Origin of the sequence: Mitsuaria sp. GD03876, assembly GCF_029840635.1 — a bacterium.
Lineage (GTDB): Bacteria > Pseudomonadota > Gammaproteobacteria > Burkholderiales > Burkholderiaceae_C > Roseateles.
Genome location: NZ_JAOCCU010000007.1, coordinates 71,444 through 88,568, shown reverse-complemented (window position 1 = coordinate 88,568; position 17,125 = coordinate 71,444). Strand labels below are relative to the sequence as shown.

The window sequence follows — 17,125 nt, the reverse complement described above, 5'->3', positions numbered from 1 at the left end:
CTTCATGCAAAACGGGAGGCCTTGGCCTCCCGTTTTCGTTGGGTGCGGGGGTGGGGTCAGCTCAGCGTGACGCGCGCGAACTTGCGCTTGCCCACCTGCAGCACCATGGTGCCGGCCTCGACCTTCAGGCCCTTGTCGCTGATCGTCGTGCCATCGATGCGCACGCCGCCCTGCTCGATCATCCGGTTGCCCTCGCTCGTGGACGGCACCAGGTTCGCCGCCTTCAGCAGCGCCGCGACGCCGATCGGCGCGCCGCTCAACGCCACCTCGGGAATGTCGTCGGGAATGCCGCCCTTGGCCCGGTTGTTGAAGTCGGCCTCGGCCTCCTCCGCCGCCTGCGCGCTGTGGAAGCGCGCGGTGATCTCCTTGGCCAGCATCACCTTCGCTTCTTTCGGGTTGCGACCGCCTTCGATCTCCCGCTTCAGCGCCGCGATCTCCTCGATCGACTTGAAGCTCAGCAGGTCGAACCACTTCCACATCTGCACGTCGCTGATCGACAGGATCTTGGCGAACATGCCGTTGGCCGGCTCGGTGATGCCCACGTAGTTGTTCTTGGACTTGGACATCTTCTCGACGCCGTCCAGGCCCTCCAGCAGCGGCATCGTCAGGATGCACTGCGGCTCCTGGCCGTACTCGGCCTGCAGGTGCCGCCCCATCAGGAGGTTGAACTTCTGGTCCGTGCCGCCGAGCTCCAGGTCCGACTTCAGCGCCACCGAGTCATAACCCTGCATCAGCGGGTAGAGGAACTCATGCACCGAGATCGGCGTCCCGGCCGCGTAACGCTTGGTGAAGTCGTCGCGCTCCATCATCCGCGCCACCGTGTACTTGGCGGCCAGCTGGATCATGCCGCGCGCGCCCAGCGGGTCGGACCACTCGCTGTTGTAGCGGATCTCGGTGCGCGCCGGGTCCAGCACCAGGCTGGCCTGCTTGTAATAGGTCTCGGCGTTGTGCTTGATCTGCTCCGGCGTCAGCGGCGGACGCGTCGCGTTGCGGCCCGACGGGTCACCGATCATCGAGGTGAAGTCCCCGATCAGGAAGATCACCTGGTGCCCCAGGTCCTGCAGCTGGCGCATCTTGTTGAGCACCACCGTGTGACCGATGTGGATGTCGGGCGCCGTCGGGTCCAGGCCCAGCTTGATCCGCAGCGGCTGCCCGGTCGCCTCGGACCGCGCCAGCTTCTTCAGCCACTCGTCCTGCGGCAGCAGTTCCTCGCAGCCGCGCAGCGACTGCTGCAGCGCATGACGGACCCGGTCGGTGATCGGAAATTCGGCGGTCGACGAGGTCTCGGTTCGGATATCAGACATGGCACTTCAGAACCCGCACGGGCTTGCGTAAAGTCTTGATTTATCGGGTTTTCTTGCATTCGTTACCCGACGCGGCCGGTATACTGCCGGCTGTTTTTGCGGGGCGCCAGGAGGGCAATTCACATGCCTGATCGGACGCTGCAACGCAAAACGGCGATTCTAGTGGACGCTCTTCGCAGCATCGGGACGCCCCAGGCGGGCGTCCTTCGCTTTACAGGGCGGTGAATCGCCGGTCCGGGCCATTCGAGCCACGCGCTTTTACCGGCGTGGCGGCGGATGGCGGTCCCCAGGCTCCAGAAAGAAGGTCTTTGGCGCGTGATGAATTGGACTGACGAATGGCAGCGCGTGCAGCGCACGCTCGCTCGCGCCGAATCCTTCGCCGCCAGGCACCCACGCGCCTTGACCGGCACCGTCGTCGGTGTCCTGAGCTGTTTCGCCGTGACCGCCTTCGGCGTCGCGCCGATGGCCCCTGACGCGGCGGACCTTCCGCAACGCGTCGTCAACGAATCCATCCCGCTGCAATCGCTGGACGAGCAACTGGCCGAGCTGGCCGCGTTCGATCCCGGCCTCTCCCGCAGCGAACTGACCCGCGCCGCCGACACCGCCGATTCGCTGCTCAAGCGCATGGGCGCGTTCGACGCCGCCGCGGCCGCGTTCCTGCGCAGCGACGACACCGCCAAGAAGCTGCTGTCCGGCCGCGTCGGCAAGCGCGTGCAGGTCGTCGCGACCGCCAGCGGCGAGGTGCAGAGCCTGGTCGCCCGCTACGCCGCCGAGTCGGCCGAGCAACTGGACACCCACTTCACCCGCCTGAGCATCACCCGCCAGGGCGACACCTTCGTCTCCAAGCTCGAGACGGTGCCGCTGGAGGCGCAGACCCGCCTGGGCAGCGGCACGATCCAGTCGTCGCTGTTCGCCGCGACCGACGAGGCCAACGTGCCCGACGCGATCGCCACGCAGCTGGCGGACATGTTCTCCGGCGACATCGACTTCCATCGCGAGCTGCGCAAGGGCGACCGCTTCTCGATGGTCTACGAGACGCTGACCGCCGACGGCGAACCCATCACCTGGGGCAACCGCTCGGGCCGCCTGCTGGCCGCCGAGTTCGTCAACGCCGGCAAGAGCTACCAGTCGGTCTGGTTCCGCGACTCGGCCACCGGCAAGGGCAACTACTACGGCTTCGACGGCGAGAGCAAGCGCCGCTCGTTCCTGGCCAGCCCGATGGAGTTCTCGCGCGTGACCTCCGGTTTCGCGATGCGCTTCCACCCGATCCTGCAGACCTGGCGCCAGCACCAGGGCATCGACTACGGCGCGCCCACCGGCACCGCGGTGCGCAGCGTCGGCGACGGCAACGTCGAGTTCGCCGGCTGGCAGAACGGCTTCGGCAACGTGATCCAGCTCAAGCACAGCGGCAACCGCATGACGGTCTACGCGCACCTGAGCCGCATCGACGTCAAGAAGGGCCAGAAGATCGAGCAGGGCCAGAAGATCGGCGCCGTCGGCGCGACCGGCTGGGCCACCGGCCCGCACCTGCACTTCGAGTTCCGCGTCAACGGCAAGCAGCAGGATCCGCGCGTGATCGCCCGCGCCTCCGAGGCCGTGACCCTGCCCGCGACCGCCAAGGCCGCCTTCAAGTCGCAGGTCGCCAGCGCCAAGGTGCAGCTCGAGGCCGCCGCCTCGATCAACGAAGGCGTCGTCGGCGAGTAAGCCGGCCGCGCCCCGCCCGGCCATGACGACGCCCGGCGCCGAGCGCTACATCGGACTGATGTCCGGCACCTCGCTCGACGGCGTCGACGCGGTGCTCCTGAGCGCCGAGCCCGATGGGCGGGTTCGCGCCCTCGCCCATGGCTATGAAGCATTCGGCGCGGAATTGCGCGCCGAGTTGCTCGCTCTCAACAGCCCGACCGACCATGAACTGCAGCGCGCGGCGCTGGCCGCCAACGCGGTCGCGCGGGCCTATGCGCAGGTGTGCCGCTCGCTGCTGACCTCGCAGCGCCTGGTGCCGCAGCAGATCCGCGCGCTCGGCGCGCATGGGCAGACGGTGCGACATCGCCCCGGCGAGTTCGACGGCACCGGCTTCACGTTGCAGCTGCTGAACGCGCCGCTGCTGGCCGAACTCAGCGGCATCTCGGTCGTCCACGACCTGCGCGGGCGCGACATCGCCGCCGGCGGGCAAGGCGCGCCGTTGGTGCCGGCTTTCCATCGCGCGGTGCTGGCGGAGGATGGCGCGGATGTCGTCGTGCTGAACGTCGGCGGCATCAGCAACGTCAGCCTGCTGTGGGCGGACGGCCGCAGTGGCGGCTTCGACTGCGGGCCGGGCAACTGTCTGATGGACGGCTGGATCCATCGCCATCAGGGCGCGAGCTACGACGCCGGCGGGCAATGGGCGGCGCAAGGCCACGTGCATGCGGGGCTGCTCGAGGCGCTGTTGGCCGAACCCTACTTCCGCCAGCCTCCGCCGCGCAGCACCGGGCGAGACCTGTTCCACCTCGGCTGGCTGGACGAGGCCATCGCGACCCACGCCGCGGGGCTGTCCGCGGTCGACACGCAGGCCACGCTGCTCGAGCTGAGCGCCCGTTGCGTCGTCGACAGCCTGGCGGCCTTCGCGCCGGGCGCCTGGCGCGAACTGCTGGTCTGTGGCGGCGGCGCCTTCAACGACACGCTGCTGAAGCGCCTGCAGGCGCTGCTTCCCTCGACGCAGGTCCGCACGACCGACAGCAAGGGGTTGCCGCCGATGCAGGTCGAGGGGGCGGCCTTCGCGTGGCTGGCGATGCGGCATGTGCGCGGGCTGCCGGGCAACCTGCCGGCCGCCACCGGTGCCTCGGGCCCGCGGGTGCTGGGCAGCTACACGCCGGCCTGATCGCCGAAGTCCCCAGCGGATCCCGGCGCACCACGCGCGACCCGGAAATGAAAAGACCGCCTGAAGGCGGTCTCTGTCATTCAGCGCGGAACAGGCCGCGCGTTCGGCGCTCAGACCGAGAAGCTCGAGCCGCAACCGCAGGTGGTTTGGGCATTCGGGTTCTTGATCACGAACTGCGCGCCTTGCAGGTCTTCCTTGTAGTCGATCTCGGCACCGACCAGGTACTGCAGGCTCATCGCGTCGATCAGCAGCGTCACGCCGTTCTTGGCCATCTGCGTGTCGTCGTCGTTCACCGCCTCGTCGAAGGTGAATCCGTACTGGAAACCGGAGCAACCGCCGCCCTGCACGAACACGCGCAGCTTCAGCTCAGGATTGCCTTCTTCCAGCACCAGCTCGCGCACCTTCTCGGCCGCGCTGTCGGTGAAGACCAGCGGAGCCGGCATGTCGCCCATGCCGGTGGTTTGGGTTTCGAGGACTGCGCTCATCTTGGATCCTGTTGTGTCGGAGGAATGGCGGAATTATCTCAAAGCGTCCGCCATCCGGTAGACGCTTGGGGATAGCCCCTTCGGCAGGAGGTGCAGCCGGCCGCATAAAAAACAAGGCCGCTGAACCCAGCGGCCTTGTGCAGAGCTTTGTCGCCGGCGGAATCCCAACCCGGATTCCACCAGCGAACAGAAGTCGATCAGCGCTTGCTGAACTGCTTCCGACGACGGGCGCCGTGCAGACCGACCTTCTTACGCTCGACTTCACGCGCGTCACGCGTGACGAAGCCGGCGCGGCTCAGTTCGGGCTTCAGGGCCGCGTCGTAGTCGATCAGCGCGCGGGTGATGCCCAGGCGGACGGCACCGGCCTGGCCGGACTCGCCGCCGCCGTGCACGTTGATCTTGATGTCGAAGGCTTCGCCATTGTTCGTCAGCAGCAGGGGCTGGCGAGAAATCATGATCGACGTCTGACGGCCGAAATATTGCTCGATCGAGCGGCCGTTGACGGTGATCAGGCCAGTGCCCTTCTTGATGAAGACACGAGCCACAGACGACTTGCGACGGCCGGTACCGTAGTTCCAGTTTCCGATCATCTCCGCTCCTTAGATTTCCAGAGCCTTGGGCTGCTGGGCGGTGTGCGGATGCGTGTCGCCCGCGTACACCTTCAGCTTCTTGATCATCGCGTAGCCCAGCGGACCCTTGGGCAGCATGCCCTTGACGGCCTTTTCCAGGGCGCGGCCCGGATGCTTGGCTTGCATGTCCTTGAACTTGGTGGCGTAGATGCCGCCCGGGAAACCCGAGTGACGGTAGTACACCTTGTCCGTGGCCTTGTTGCCGGTGACGCGGAGCTTCTCGGCGTTGATGATGACGATGAAGTCACCGGTGTCGACGTGAGGCGTGTAGATGGCCTTGTGCTTGCCGCGCAAACGGAGTGCCACTTCGCTGGCAACACGTCCGAGCACCTTGTCGGTGGCGTCAATCACAAACCACTCGTGCGTCACTTCGGCCGGCTTGGCGCTGAAGGTCTTCATGAGGTTCTTTCAAAAGGCTTGATTCCGGGCGATCTGCCCTCGTTCGCTCGGTGCACGCTTGTGGGCGATGTGAATCGCGCGGCCTCTCACGGACGTTCCCCCGCTGCCTTGGAAACGGGAAAGCCGGCGAGTCTAGCAGAAACCCCTGGAAAGGCCAAATCAGGGCCCGCCCGGCCCCTCCCGGACACCGTTTCTCCCCGGAACGCCGCTAGCATCCGAGGCCCATCGCCGCATCGCCATGCCGACCCCGCCCGACCCCCACGCCAAGCGCCCCTCGCCCGCCCCGGCCGACGAGGGTCCGCGCTCGCGCTGGAGCCCGCGGTCGATGCTGGCGCGCTGGACCGGCTGGGTGCCGATCCGCTCGCTGGGGCGGCGCCACCGCAAGCGCATCCTGCAGCACCTGCTGGCGCTGGGCGAGCGCGACCGCTACCTGCGCTTCGGCTACCCGGCGCGCGACGAGCAGATCGAGAAATACGTCACCGGCCTGGATTTCGTCCGCGACGAGGTGCTGGGCATCTTCAACCGCCGGCTGCAGCTGATCGCCGTGGCCCACCTGGCCTACGCGCCGGCGCCGCAGATCAAGGGCCGCCCCGCGATGGCCGAGTTCGGCGTCTCCGTCGCCACCACGGCCCGGGGCAAGGGCTTCGGCCGGCGGCTGTTCGAGCGCGCCGCGCTGCACGCCCGCAACCGCGGCATCGACACGCTGTTCATCCACGCGCTCAGCGAGAACGCCCCGATGCTGAAGATCGCCCGCAACGCCGGGGCGACCGTCGAGCGCGACGGCGGCGAGTCCGAAGCCTGGCTGCGGCTGCCGCCGGACTCGGTCTCCTCCCACGTGGACGAGGCCCTGGAGCGCCACATGGCGGAATGGGACTTCCAGTTCAAGCGCCACATGCGCACCGTCGGCGAGTTCCTGGACGGCGTCGCCGAGGTCAAGTCGCGCATCCGCAAGGTCCGCGACCGCTCGGACGACGACCCGAAACGCTGATCGCACATCCGCCGGTTTATTCGCGGCGCCCCCACCCGATTCCAGGGGGGAATGCGGATGCATTTTGTAACGAGTTTCCGCTACATTCGCGCGCATCGCCGGTACGGTGCACGGTAGTCCGCCGTGGTCGACACCGCCGCGCGACCGCCTGGCGCCCGAGGCGCCTCTCCTCTCCAGCTCGTTGGGATATGCAGAACACGCTGCCGTGGATCATCGCGGGACTGTCGGCGTTGGCCGTGGTGGGCCTGCTCGCCGCGCTGCTGCTGCGGCGTCCGCGCCGGGAGCGCAAGCCGCTGCCCAGCGAATGGTCGCTGAGCCCGCGCCCGGTCTTCAGCGCCGACGAGCGCCGCGTGTTCCGCCTGCTGCGCGAGGCGCTGCCGCACCACGTCGTGATGTGCAAGCTGCCGATGGTGCGCTTCTGCCAGCCGACCGAGGCCCGCGACGTGCGCTACTGGTATGAGCTGCTGGGCGGCATCAGCGTGAATTTCGCGATCTGCAGCCCCAACGGCCGCGTGCTGGCGGCCATCGACATCGAGACCGAACGCGCCGGCTCCGCCCGCAGCCTGCAGATCAAGCAGGCGGTGCTGGCGGCCTGCCGCATCCGTTACCTGCGGTCCTCCGTGGACAACCTGCCCAGCGCGACCGAGCTGCAGCTGCTGGTGCCCTACAGCAACCAGGGCAGCCGCGCCGGCATGGCCGCGATGCCGCGCGCCGGCCACGGCGTCGCCCACGCGCCGAGCGCCCCGGCCGCTCCCGCGCGACGCGGCGCCCCGGCCGCGCCGACGGCGCGCAACACGCTGTGGAACGACTCGCCCGTGTTCAGCGATTCCTTCTTCGCGCCCGACAGCCGCTACGACGCCTACGGCGGCGACACGACCCACTCGGCGCTGTCGCCGCTGCCGCCGGCCGAGCCGCGCGCCCGCGGCTACCGCCCGCGCGCCGGCGCGCCGGACCCGTCGGGCTTCCGCGACTCGCAGCTGCGCGATCCCCAGGCGCGCGAGCCGCAGTACCGCGACTCCCAGTTCGGCCGCGACTTCCCCACGCTGCCGGGCGACGTGCCCGACCCCGACATCGGCGGCGTGGTCGTCGACTCGCCGCGTTACGGGCGGCGCTAAGCTACGCGCCCTGCCCGCTTTCCTGGTGGACCTGACGGCGCTTCGGCGCCGTCGTCGTTTCCGCCCCGCCTTCGATGACTGATTTCCCGCCCGGCTTCGGCCTCCTCACGCCCGAACGGATGCTGGACGCGCTCGAGCACGCCGGCCTGCGGCCCGACGGCCGGCTGCTGCAGCTGAACTCCTACGAGAACCGCGTGCTGCTGGCCCACCTGGAGGACGGCGCGGCGGTGGTCGCGAAGTTCTACCGGCCCGGGCGCTGGAGCGACGCGCAGATCCTGGAGGAACACGCCTTCGCCCGCGCGCTGGCCGAGGCCGAGGTGCCGGTGGTCGCGCCGCTGGCGCTGACGGTCGACGGCGTCACCGGCACGCTGGGTCACTTCGAGGACCAGCGCTTCGCGGTGACGCCGCGCCAGGGCGGCCGCGCGCCCGAGCTCGAGGATCCCGAGGTGCTGCGCTGGATCGGGCGCTTCCTGGCGCGGCTGCACGACGTCGGCGCGGGCGAGCCCTTCCGCGAGCGCTTGTCGTGGAACAGCGCGGCCCCGGCGCGCGACGCGCGCGACTGGCTGCGCGCGCACGACACGCTGCCGCCCGAGCTCTCGGCGAACTGGCATGACGCGGCGGCGCGCTGCATCGACGCGATCGACGCCGCCTTCGACCGGTTGCCCGACCGCCGCGTGCTGCGCCTGCATGGCGACTGCCACCCCGGCAACATCCTGTGGACGCCCGACAAGGGGCCGCACTTCGTCGACCTCGACGACGCCGCGCAGGGCCCCGCGGTGCAGGACCTGTGGATGCTGCTGTCGGGCGAGCCCGAGGCGGCGCGGCGACAACTCGACGCGCTGCTCGACGGCTACGAGAGCGTGCGCGAATTCGACTGGCGCGAGCTGCGCCTGGTCGAGGCGCTGCGCACGCAGCGGATGATCCACCACAGCGCCTGGCTGGCGCGGCGCTGGGACGATCCGGCCTTCCCGATGGCCTTCCCGTGGTTCGGCACGCCCAACTACTGGAGCGACCAGGTCGTGAAGCTGCGCGAGCAGCTCGAGGCGATGCGCGAGGCGGCCGAGCGCGGCGACGGCGGGCCGGCCTTCCTCGACTGACAGTCCCCGCGGCGGCGGCTGACACCGACGCGAAGGAGCGGCGCGAAGAAGCGGCGCGACGGGACGGCACGACGGGACGGCACAACGGCGGCGACGGGGCACTGAGCGGCCCCGACCTCCCCGCCGACCGACCATGCCGCAAACCCCCGTCCCGCCGGACGCGAACGTCAACCCGCGCCAGTCCCCGCCCCAATTCCCGCCGCAGTCCCCGCCGGTTTCCACGCCGCCGCAGCTACCGCCCGACCTCGACGACCTGGACGCGCTGTCGCCGCCGTCCACGCCGCCGCGAACCCCCGCCGGCCTGACGGACGCCGCGACGCTGGACACCTCTGCGAGCCCCACCGACGCGGCCGGTTCCTCCACGTCGCCGGACACCCCAGCCAGCCCGGCCACCCCGGACAGCCCGACCAGTCCCGCCAGCCCAGCCAGCCCAGCCAGCTCGGCCACCCTCGCCAGTCCCGCCAGCCCGGCCAGCCCCGCGTCCCCGACCACGCCGCCGGACGCGACGCCGCCCCGCCCCCGCTTCCAGGTGCTGCCCGCGACGGTGCCCACGCCCCGGTCCGAGCGCGGCCGGCTGCGCGTGATCCTCGCCACCGTCGATGCCGTCATGGCCGGCTGGACGGCGCCGGACGTCCCCGATCCCGCCGTGGGCGACGCGCTGGCGCGGCGCATCCACCTCGCGCTCGCGGCCGAACTGCCCGACGCGCGCATCGGCGAGCAGGAACTCGCCTTCCTGGACCGCGTCGCCCGGCGCGTGGCCGACAGCCTGCTGAACGGCCGCTTCACCGACGCGCTCGGCGACGGCGCCCGGCGCGGCTCCTTCGACGAACAGATCCTCAAGCCGCAGAAGCTGTCCAACGTCGTCGACATGCAGGGCGCGCCCTACGGCGTGGTGGCGCCGGCGGTGGCCGGCCGGCTGGCCGCGAGCGGCCTGCTGGACGGCGCGCGGGTGCAGCGCGCCGACGCGATGGTGGTGCTGGCGCTGGTGGCCGGCGCGGGCGCGCTGCACGACATCGCCGAGGAATACGCCAGCCGCGCGGAGCCCGACACCTCGCTGGACACCCCCGCCTGGCAGGTGCGGCGCGCCACCGCCGCGCTGGCCGCGAAGATCGCCGCGGCCCAACTCAGCGGCGATCGCCTGCGGGTGGACCTCGACCTGGTCGCCGCCATGGCCCGGGCGTCCGAGAGCGAGACGCTGGCCCGCCTGGCGGCCTTGCGCGGCCTGTCCGGCCCGATGCGGCGGCTGAGCCGCGACGGCATCGTCGCCGCGCCGGTGTTCCTGCGCCGCGCGCCGGCCGCCGACGCGTCCTGGGACTCGCTGGGCGCCGGCTACAGCGCCACCGACAGCGACCAATGGGGCGCGGTCGCGCCCGGCGCCGCGGCCCGCAAGGACCTCCACACCGGCGTCGCGGCGGGCATGCGGACGGCGGTGACGCCGCTGCTCGGCCCGGTCCTGGCGCTGGCGCCCGACGGCCTGCCGCTGGCCGACGAGACGCGCCCGCTGCGGATCCTCGGCGCGCTCGCGTCCGACGTGACGCAGCACCTGGACCGCGCCGCCGGCCAGGTCCGCTTCACCGCGCTGGGGGACGTGCGCCAGGAGATGGTCGTCCGCTTCACGCCGCTGGCCGAGGCCGGCGCGACCGACGTGCTGGCCCAGGCGCGCCAGGACGACGAACTGGCGCTGCTGGACGCGCTGTGCGTCGCGATGTTCGAGGACGACCTGCCGTTCCGCTTCGAGCGGCTGCCGGCGGCCATCGCGCTCGCGGGCGACACCGTCAAGGTGGGCGGGATCGAGGTCGCGCGCCGCGTCGACGGCGAATGGCGCATCGACCCGCACGGCGAGGCGACCGTGCGCGCCCTCTTCGGCGACGACGCCTTCTCCGAGGCCAAGGCCACGCCGCTGGCCCAGTGGAGCGAGTACAGCTCGATGTACCCGATGCCCCCGGACGTGGCGCCGACCGCGCGCGGCGACACGCCGCGGATCTTCATGCAGGTCCAGGACGACCAGTCGATGTACCGCTTCGGCGTCACGCTGAGCCGCCAGTTCCCGCGCGACCTGATCTGGATCCAGGTCGACCGCCGGGGCGACTTCCGCTTCGTCCGCGGCCAGGCGCTGCTGCTGAACATGCCCGACGGCGCGCGGCCGAAGCTCTACATCAGCGGCCATGGCGGCACCTCGTGGCGGACCAAGGAGCGCCTGATCGGCGGCCTGACGGCGACGCGCACCGTGGAGACCGTCGACGACGTGTTCCGGCGGGCAAGGCCCGGACGGCCGCTGCCGCGCGTCGAGAGCACCGAGGTGATGGGCTGCGCGCTGGAGAGCCGCGCCATCGCGGGCAGCTTCGGCACGACCTTCACCGCGGGCGCCTCCAGGGCGCGCTGGGCCCGCCCCGGCATGGAGACGACGGTCTACGTGGACTACCTCGTGGGCCAGCTGGGCCGCTGGTCGCTGGTGCGCCGCACGGAGCCCTATCCGGGCGGACCGAAGACGCGCCGCGGCGCCGGGACCGCCCGGGTGTTCTGGACCGATGCCGACAGCGGGGAGGTGCGATCCCGCGACCGCTACCCGGCCGGCGACATGGTCGAGTGGAGCGGCCCGGTGTGCTGCGCGACGGACTCGTCCGACACCACCGCCACGCCAGAAAGCGCCGGGTCGGACGGCACCGCCGAGGAACTCGCCGCGCCGACCCGGCTGCGGCAGCTGCGCCGCTCGGCCTTCGAGAGCGAACTGGTGGAGCTGCAGTTCCTCTTCCGCCAGGTGGTGCGCCAGGAGCGGCGCGCGGGCTGGTACCTGCTGCCGGTGGCCGAGGAGCTGGCCAACGGCGACCTGCAGCTCAGCCACATGCGCCTGACCGGGAAGACCGCCCTCCTGCGGACCACCGCGTCCGGTCGATCGCGCGCCAGCACGCTGCGACGGGGATTCGCGATGCTGCGCGAGCTGATGCGGGAGGACTGGGGCCCGCCGCGCGAGACGGCCGGCGACGTCGCCGCGCGCGACATGGCCGGCCCCGACCTGCTGGGGCCCGCGCTGCTGGCGACCTCGCTGCGGGACCTGTCCGGCCAGGACGCGGAGGCGTCCTCCTACCAGAAGGGCGTGCTGGGCCTGGCGGCGGCGTCGGGCGGCTTGCAGGCCGGCGCCGATGCGACGGCGCTCGCGCAGGGCGTGCGCCAGCTGCTGGCCGACAGCGCCGGCGCCGACCGCGCGGCCGCGCGGCTGGCCCGGGTGACCGGGGTGCTGCGCGCCGCGGGCCTGGTCGCGCAGGTGGGCCTGACCGGCCTGGACCTGCGGGCGCTGCTGCGCGCCCGCCAGCCGGAGGTCCGGACCCGGGCCGCGCTGCGCGTGGGCGGCGACCTGCTGCAGCTCGGCCAGGCGGGCCTGGCCGCCGGCGCGGAAGCGATCGGCGAGGCCACGATCGCCGCGGCCGCGTCCGCGCTGATGGTCCCGACCAGCGGCCTGATCCTGGGCGTCGAGTACCTGCACGACGCCGTCTCCGGCGAGACCGCCCGGCTGCGCCGCAACCTCGCGCCCCTTCATCGGATCGAGGCCGGTTTCCTCCACCCGCTGGTCACGAAGGCGTTCGCGTCCCTCGACGGCCGGCCGGGCGGCACGCTGCTGGCGGTCAACGGCTGGGCCGCGCTGTCGCGCATCGACTTCGCCGCCGGCACCGTGCACTTCGCGCCGTCGACCGTCGGCAGCTCGGCGCTGCACCGGCTCCACCTGTACCGGCTGATGGTCGGGGGGCCGTGGCACCAGTGGGACATCGCCGACGGCTCGGACCGGCAGGCGGAAGTCGCCCGGGCCGGCCAGCATCGCGACCTGTGGGCAATGATGCGGACCGAGGCCTGGCCGGAGCGCCCCGAGCGGCCGATGGAAGCGGCCTGGCGCGACCCCGCGGCGGTGCTGCTGCTGCGCGCGCCGCCGCGCTGGGAGATCGATCACGAGGGCTATTCGCCGTCGCGCATCGGCGGCGGCTTCGTGACGCTGGACGACCCGGTGGCGCAGCGGATCACCGAGAACAGCGGCCACCGCTTCGTCGGCGAATACATCACCTCGAGCAGCTTCACGAAATCGGCGGACCTCTGGCGCTATCGCGCCCAGGCCACCACGGTGGACGTCGTCCTGGACGGCGCGACCCGCGCGCTGGCGCTGCCGTCGCCGTCGAGCTCGGAGGCCACCTTCACCTTCCAGGACTACCGCGTCGGCGGCCCGCACCGGATCCGGCCCTTCGATCCGGACCAGGTCCACTACCGGATCGTCGGCGGCGGCGGCCGCTGCACGCTGTCGTTCATCGTCGACGGCCGGCCCGGGCTGCCGCTGACCCTCGTCGCGTCGGGTGCCGCCGCCGAACACTGGACCATCGCGGCACGGCACGCGCTCAGCGGCAAGACGGTGGTCGAGTTCCTGGAGGGCGGCACCGGCGGCCTGCGGATCGGCGGGCAGGAGATCCGCTTCGAAGGCGCGAGCACGCCGACGCTGTTCATCGTCGACCCGGACCAGCCCCAGGTCGGCGTGTCCATCGGCGCGGCGATGGCGCGCGAGGCCCTGGTGGTCCACCTGGGCGAGTTGAAGACGGCGAACTCGCCGATGCCCGCCACCCGGATCGCCGAGGTGCTCCAGGCGATCGGCGCGGCCGACGGCGCCGAGGGCTCCCTCGGGCGCCGGCTGGCCAACACCGGCGTCGTGCAGCTGTCCGCCACCGTCGACGGCCGGCAGTTGAGCGGCAGCCTGTTCCGGGACACCGGCGAGGCCGTGCTCGTCGGGGGCACGCGGGCCGCGCTGTACCGGCCGGCGGCGGCCGACGCCAAGGCCGACGCCAACGCCAACGCCAACGCCAAGGCCAAGGCCAAGGGGAAGGCCGGGCCGGGGACGACGGCGGGCACCGGGCAGTGGATCCACCTGACGCAGGAAGGCGCGCGGATGACGATCGCGGGCCGCGACGCGGTGGCGACCTACGAGGCGACCTACCCGCACCTCGCGCCGGTGAGCTTCCGCTACGACGCCGCCGCGGGCGACTTCCGCCATGAGCCGCTGCTGCTGGACCGCAGCGGCGAACGGACGGTGCTGCGCTGGCTGCGCCGCAACCCCCACTGGACGGCGTCCCGGCTCACGCGCTTCGTCACCGGCCTGGCCGGCGCGCGGGCGCTGGCGGGGCCCTGGCCCGAGGGCTGGCCGCAGGAGGCCGGCCAGGCCCATGTGCGGCTGAGCCTGCGCGCGCCGTGGAGCACGGCGCCGCGCCGGCACCGCGACGACGGACCGGTGGACGAGGTGCTGCTGCGGCTGTGGGCGCGGGTGGAGCGCCTGCGGCTCGACCGGCCCCAGGGCGACCTGTCGCTGGACAGCGACCCGCACCTGAGCGTCGACCTGGCCGAGCTGGGCCTGGGCCTCACGCTCAAGTTCAGCGGGGAAGGCAAGCGGCTGCCGCCCTTGCGCGCCTCGCCCACCCTGCTGCGCGCGGCGTCGCAGGCGCTGCTGCTGCTGCATGCGCGGGTGTCGGGCCGCCTGGGCGACGGCCGGCCGGTCCCGGGGCTGACGGTGGCGATGAGCGTCGAACGCCGCACCCGCCTGGCGCGCCTGAGCCAGGCCGTCGAGGCGGCGCTGAAGGCGTCGGCGTCCGCCAAGGCCGGCGCCCTGATCCCGCTGGCGGCCACGGCGGCGGACTCCGAACGGATCGCGCGGCAGCTGCGCGACGAACTCGACGTGCAGCTGGACGTCGACGCGGGCGCCACGCGCCTGGCGGTGTCCCGCGACGGCGCCGGCAAGCCCTATGGCGCGCCGGCATCGGCGCTGCGGCAGATGGCCACGCGGCTGCGGGCGTTGATCCCGACCGGCCTGCCGGTCCCGCTGGACGCGGCCAGGCGCCGCGAGGCGATCGAGCAGTCGCCGCTGTCGCGCAGCCTGGAGGTGCTCGCCGCGTCGACCCCGGGGGCCGACGGCCGGCTGCCGCTGACCCGTCGCCTGCTGCAGGAGGTGCTGCAGCAGGGGCTGACCGTGTTCAAGAGCATGAATCCGGCCCTGTCCGACCGCCCCGGGCTCATCTGGATGCCGCCCCGCGACGCCGCCGTCGCCGCCCGGCCCGAGGACGAGGCCGGCCGCATCACCGCCATGACCGCCCGGCTGTGGCGGCAGCAGCTGGTCGCCTCGGGCCCGCCGCTGGACCTCTGGGTGGCGCGGCACGCGCGCGCGAAGGACACGCTGCGCGCCGAGCTGCGCGAGATCGCCACCGCCGCCTTGCTGGAGCGCCTGTCCGACACGCTGGCCTACGCCGACCGCCAGCCGCCGGGCGCCAGTCCGCGCGAGACCGGCCCGCTGTCGCGCGACGCGATCGAGAACGCCGAACTGATGCGCCTGGTCGAGGACTGGCTGCCGGTGCGCGAGCCGCTGTCCACGCTGCCCGAGGCCATGCATGTCTCCCCCGGCGAGGTGGTCGCCTTCGACGACCCGCGCACGCCGGGACGGCGGCTGTATTACCAGCTGCTCGGCGACGGCCGGACGCTGTCGGGCCCGTGGGCGCCGGCCGATGCCGACGACGAGGAATCGCCCTGGTCCTACCTCGGCGACTCCGCGCTGCTGACCGATCGCCTGCGGCTGCGCCGGCCGCCGGTGCCGGGCGCGCAGGTGTTCGAGCCCGCCGCCTACGGCGAGTGGCGCCGGCCCGATGCCGATCCGCGGCCCGGCAAGGCCTACTTCTACGACAACCCGTTCAGCGGCCGCGGCGAGCTGTTCCGCCTGGAGGAGGCGCCGGACGCGCCGGGCCTGCGCAGCTACGCGTCCTTCCCGACCAACGGGACCAACTCGGACGACTGGACCTACCTGGGCCCGGTCAACGCGCTCAGCGCCGCGGAGCTCGGCGCGCTGGCCTGGCGGCAGCCGTCGGCGCTGACGCCGCAGGCCTTCCCCAGCGGCCTGGTGCGGTGGTGGATCAGCCAGTTGTCGCCCGCGTGGCGCGACGTGGACTTCGAGGAGCTGCACCTGTTCCCCGGCGGCTTCCGATGGATCGGGCGCTCCCAGATCCGCTACCAGTTCCAGGACGGCGGCCTGACGATCACCTTGTCGAGCACGCCGCGTCCCTACGCGCCGGCGTCGGATCCGGACCTGACGCGGCTGCGCCGGCGCGGGCTGCTCGACGGCCCGGCGGCGCTCCGGCACATCCTGGTCCAGAGCAACGGACGGCCGGTGGACCTCGACGGCATCGAGGCGTTCAGCCGGCGCGGCGTGCTGGCGATCGAGGTGGCGCCGGAATTCGCCAGCGGGCCCCGCACGGTGGACCTCGACGACCTGCAGCCGGGCGACGTGCTGGGGACGCTCGAGGGCCCCGACCTGCGCATCCGTCACCGCCACGGCCCCGACGTGCTGGTGCGCGACGCGCTGGTGTCGGAAACGGACGAGCCCTGGCTCGACACGATGGTCGACGACACCGCCCTGCGCTTCACGCGCCAGGGCGGCAAGACCGCGTGGCGCCGGCCCCAGGCCAGCCGGTCCGCCCCGGTGCTGGACCTGGCGAAGGCGGCCTTCAGCGTGACGGTGAAGGACGACCGCGCGGTGCTGCGCGCGTCGGACGACTGGGACCAGGTCGTGCTGGATGAGCTGCGGGAGCGGCTGGACGACACCTCGCAGCCCGACGCGGCGCCGCTGGTCGCCCTCCGGTTCCGCGAAGGCGGGCGATGGACCGAGGCCGGACTCACGCGCGTGGCGATGCGCCGGCTGATCGGCCTGCCGCAGCGGGTGCCGGCGCGTCCCGCCGCGACGCCCGGCTGGGGCGCGCTGAACGAGGACGAACTGGGCAACCGGAGCGCCACGACCGCCACCGCCGCCACCGCCACCGCCACCGCCGCCACCGCCACCGCCACCGCCGCCACCACCACCGCCGGCGCCACCAGCGCCGCCGCCATCAGCGCCGCCGATGCCGATGCCGATGCGGATGCGGATGCCGACGGCGGAGGCGGCGGAGGCGGCGACGCATCGGCCGGTCCGCCGTCGGCCAGGCGCGAGGGGCGATGGCACGTGACGCTGTTCAACGAACCCGCGCCGCCGGGCGGCCGGACGCCGCAGCCGATCGCGCGGGTCACGCCGGACCAAGGGCCGGCGGTCACGATCCATCTCCGGGCCCTGAAGCTGACCGACGCGATGGCCGCCTTCGAGCCGGTCGAAGGCGGCGGATCGGCGCTCCTCGCGGGCGCGACCCCGACCGCCTCCCCGGCCCGCTCGGCCGCGGCGCTGATCGCGCCGCCGGTGCCGGCCTGAAGCGGGCGC

Annotated in this window: 10 protein-coding genes; 6 read left to right on the top strand and 4 right to left on the bottom strand. The window is 72.5% G+C overall.

The window, feature by feature from the left end; genetic code table 11:
• Positions 1–56: 56 nt before the first annotated feature.
• Positions 57–1,304 (bottom strand): tyrosine--tRNA ligase, encoded by a 1,248-nt coding sequence (gene tyrS / locus N5D62_RS06495; protein ID WP_279756839.1) that lies wholly within the window; start codon positions 1,302–1,304, stop codon positions 57–59.
• 318 nt (positions 1,305–1,622) lie between these two features.
• Here tyrS and N5D62_RS06490 point away from each other — a divergent pair, with 318 nt between their 5' ends.
• Both N5D62_RS06490 and N5D62_RS06485 read left to right on the top strand, forming a co-directional pair.
• On the top strand, positions 1,623–3,008 hold the full coding sequence (locus N5D62_RS06490) for a M23 family metallopeptidase (protein WP_279756838.1): 1,386 nt from the start codon (positions 1,623–1,625) through the stop codon (positions 3,006–3,008).
• Positions 3,009–3,030: 22 nt separating this feature from the next.
• On the top strand, positions 3,031–4,161 hold the full coding sequence (locus tag N5D62_RS06485; protein ID WP_279756837.1) for an anhydro-N-acetylmuramic acid kinase: 1,131 nt from the start codon (positions 3,031–3,033) through the stop codon (positions 4,159–4,161).
• Between the two features lie 110 nt (positions 4,162–4,271).
• Here N5D62_RS06485 and erpA read toward each other — a convergent pair whose 3' ends face one another.
• The 3 genes from erpA to rplM form a co-directional block, all read right to left on the bottom strand.
• Positions 4,272–4,646, bottom strand: coding sequence for an iron-sulfur cluster insertion protein ErpA (gene erpA, locus N5D62_RS06480; RefSeq protein WP_279756836.1), 375 nt, complete (start codon positions 4,644–4,646; stop codon positions 4,272–4,274).
• A 197-nt stretch (positions 4,647–4,843) separates the two neighbouring features.
• Positions 4,844–5,236 (bottom strand): 30S ribosomal protein S9, encoded by a 393-nt coding sequence (rpsI, locus tag N5D62_RS06475; protein ID WP_279756835.1) that lies wholly within the window; start codon positions 5,234–5,236, stop codon positions 4,844–4,846.
• A gap of 9 nt (positions 5,237–5,245) precedes the next feature.
• Positions 5,246–5,674 (bottom strand): 50S ribosomal protein L13, encoded by a 429-nt coding sequence (rplM, locus tag N5D62_RS06470; protein WP_067065533.1) that lies wholly within the window; start codon positions 5,672–5,674, stop codon positions 5,246–5,248.
• 238 nt (positions 5,675–5,912) lie between these two features.
• On the opposite strand from rplM, the gene N5D62_RS06465 reads away from it, so the two are divergent.
• The 4 genes from N5D62_RS06465 (at position 5,913) to N5D62_RS06450 (ending at position 17,116) form a co-directional block, all read left to right on the top strand.
• Positions 5,913–6,662: a GNAT family N-acetyltransferase gene (locus N5D62_RS06465; RefSeq protein WP_347881806.1), complete on the top strand. Its 750-nt coding sequence runs from the start codon at positions 5,913–5,915 to the stop codon at positions 6,660–6,662.
• A gap of 188 nt (positions 6,663–6,850) precedes the next feature.
• The gene (locus tag N5D62_RS06460; protein ID WP_279756834.1) at positions 6,851–7,777 is read left to right on the top strand and encodes a DUF2726 domain-containing protein; all 927 of its coding nucleotides are present in this window, start codon (positions 6,851–6,853) and stop codon (positions 7,775–7,777) included.
• 74 nt (positions 7,778–7,851) lie between these two features.
• Positions 7,852–8,874: a serine/threonine protein kinase gene (locus N5D62_RS06455; RefSeq protein WP_279756833.1), complete on the top strand. Its 1,023-nt coding sequence runs from the start codon at positions 7,852–7,854 to the stop codon at positions 8,872–8,874.
• Between the two features lie 133 nt (positions 8,875–9,007).
• Positions 9,008–17,116, top strand: coding sequence for a hypothetical protein (locus tag N5D62_RS06450; RefSeq protein ID WP_279756832.1), 8,109 nt, complete (start codon positions 9,008–9,010; stop codon positions 17,114–17,116).
• Positions 17,117–17,125: the final 9 nt, after the last annotated feature.

What these genes read in the sequence shown, in the direction of transcription:
- tyrS (WP_279756839.1), bottom strand. Translation starts at nt 1,304, where the DNA reads ATGTCTGATATCCGAACCGAGACCTCGTCGACCGCCGAATTTCCGATC.
- N5D62_RS06490 (WP_279756838.1), top strand. Translation starts at nt 1,623, where the DNA reads ATGAATTGGACTGACGAATGGCAGCGCGTGCAGCGCACGCTCGCTCGC.
- N5D62_RS06485 (WP_279756837.1), top strand. Translation starts at nt 3,031, where the DNA reads ATGACGACGCCCGGCGCCGAGCGCTACATCGGACTGATGTCCGGCACC.
- erpA (WP_279756836.1), bottom strand. Translation starts at nt 4,646, where the DNA reads ATGAGCGCAGTCCTCGAAACCCAAACCACCGGCATGGGCGACATGCCG.
- rpsI (WP_279756835.1), bottom strand. Translation starts at nt 5,236, where the DNA reads ATGATCGGAAACTGGAACTACGGTACCGGCCGTCGCAAGTCGTCTGTG.
- rplM (WP_067065533.1), bottom strand. Translation starts at nt 5,674, where the DNA reads ATGAAGACCTTCAGCGCCAAGCCGGCCGAAGTGACGCACGAGTGGTTT.
- N5D62_RS06465 (WP_347881806.1), top strand. Translation starts at nt 5,913, where the DNA reads ATGCCGACCCCGCCCGACCCCCACGCCAAGCGCCCCTCGCCCGCCCCG.
- N5D62_RS06460 (WP_279756834.1), top strand. Translation starts at nt 6,851, where the DNA reads ATGCAGAACACGCTGCCGTGGATCATCGCGGGACTGTCGGCGTTGGCC.
- N5D62_RS06455 (WP_279756833.1), top strand. Translation starts at nt 7,852, where the DNA reads ATGACTGATTTCCCGCCCGGCTTCGGCCTCCTCACGCCCGAACGGATG.
- N5D62_RS06450 (WP_279756832.1), top strand. Translation starts at nt 9,008, where the DNA reads ATGCCGCAAACCCCCGTCCCGCCGGACGCGAACGTCAACCCGCGCCAG.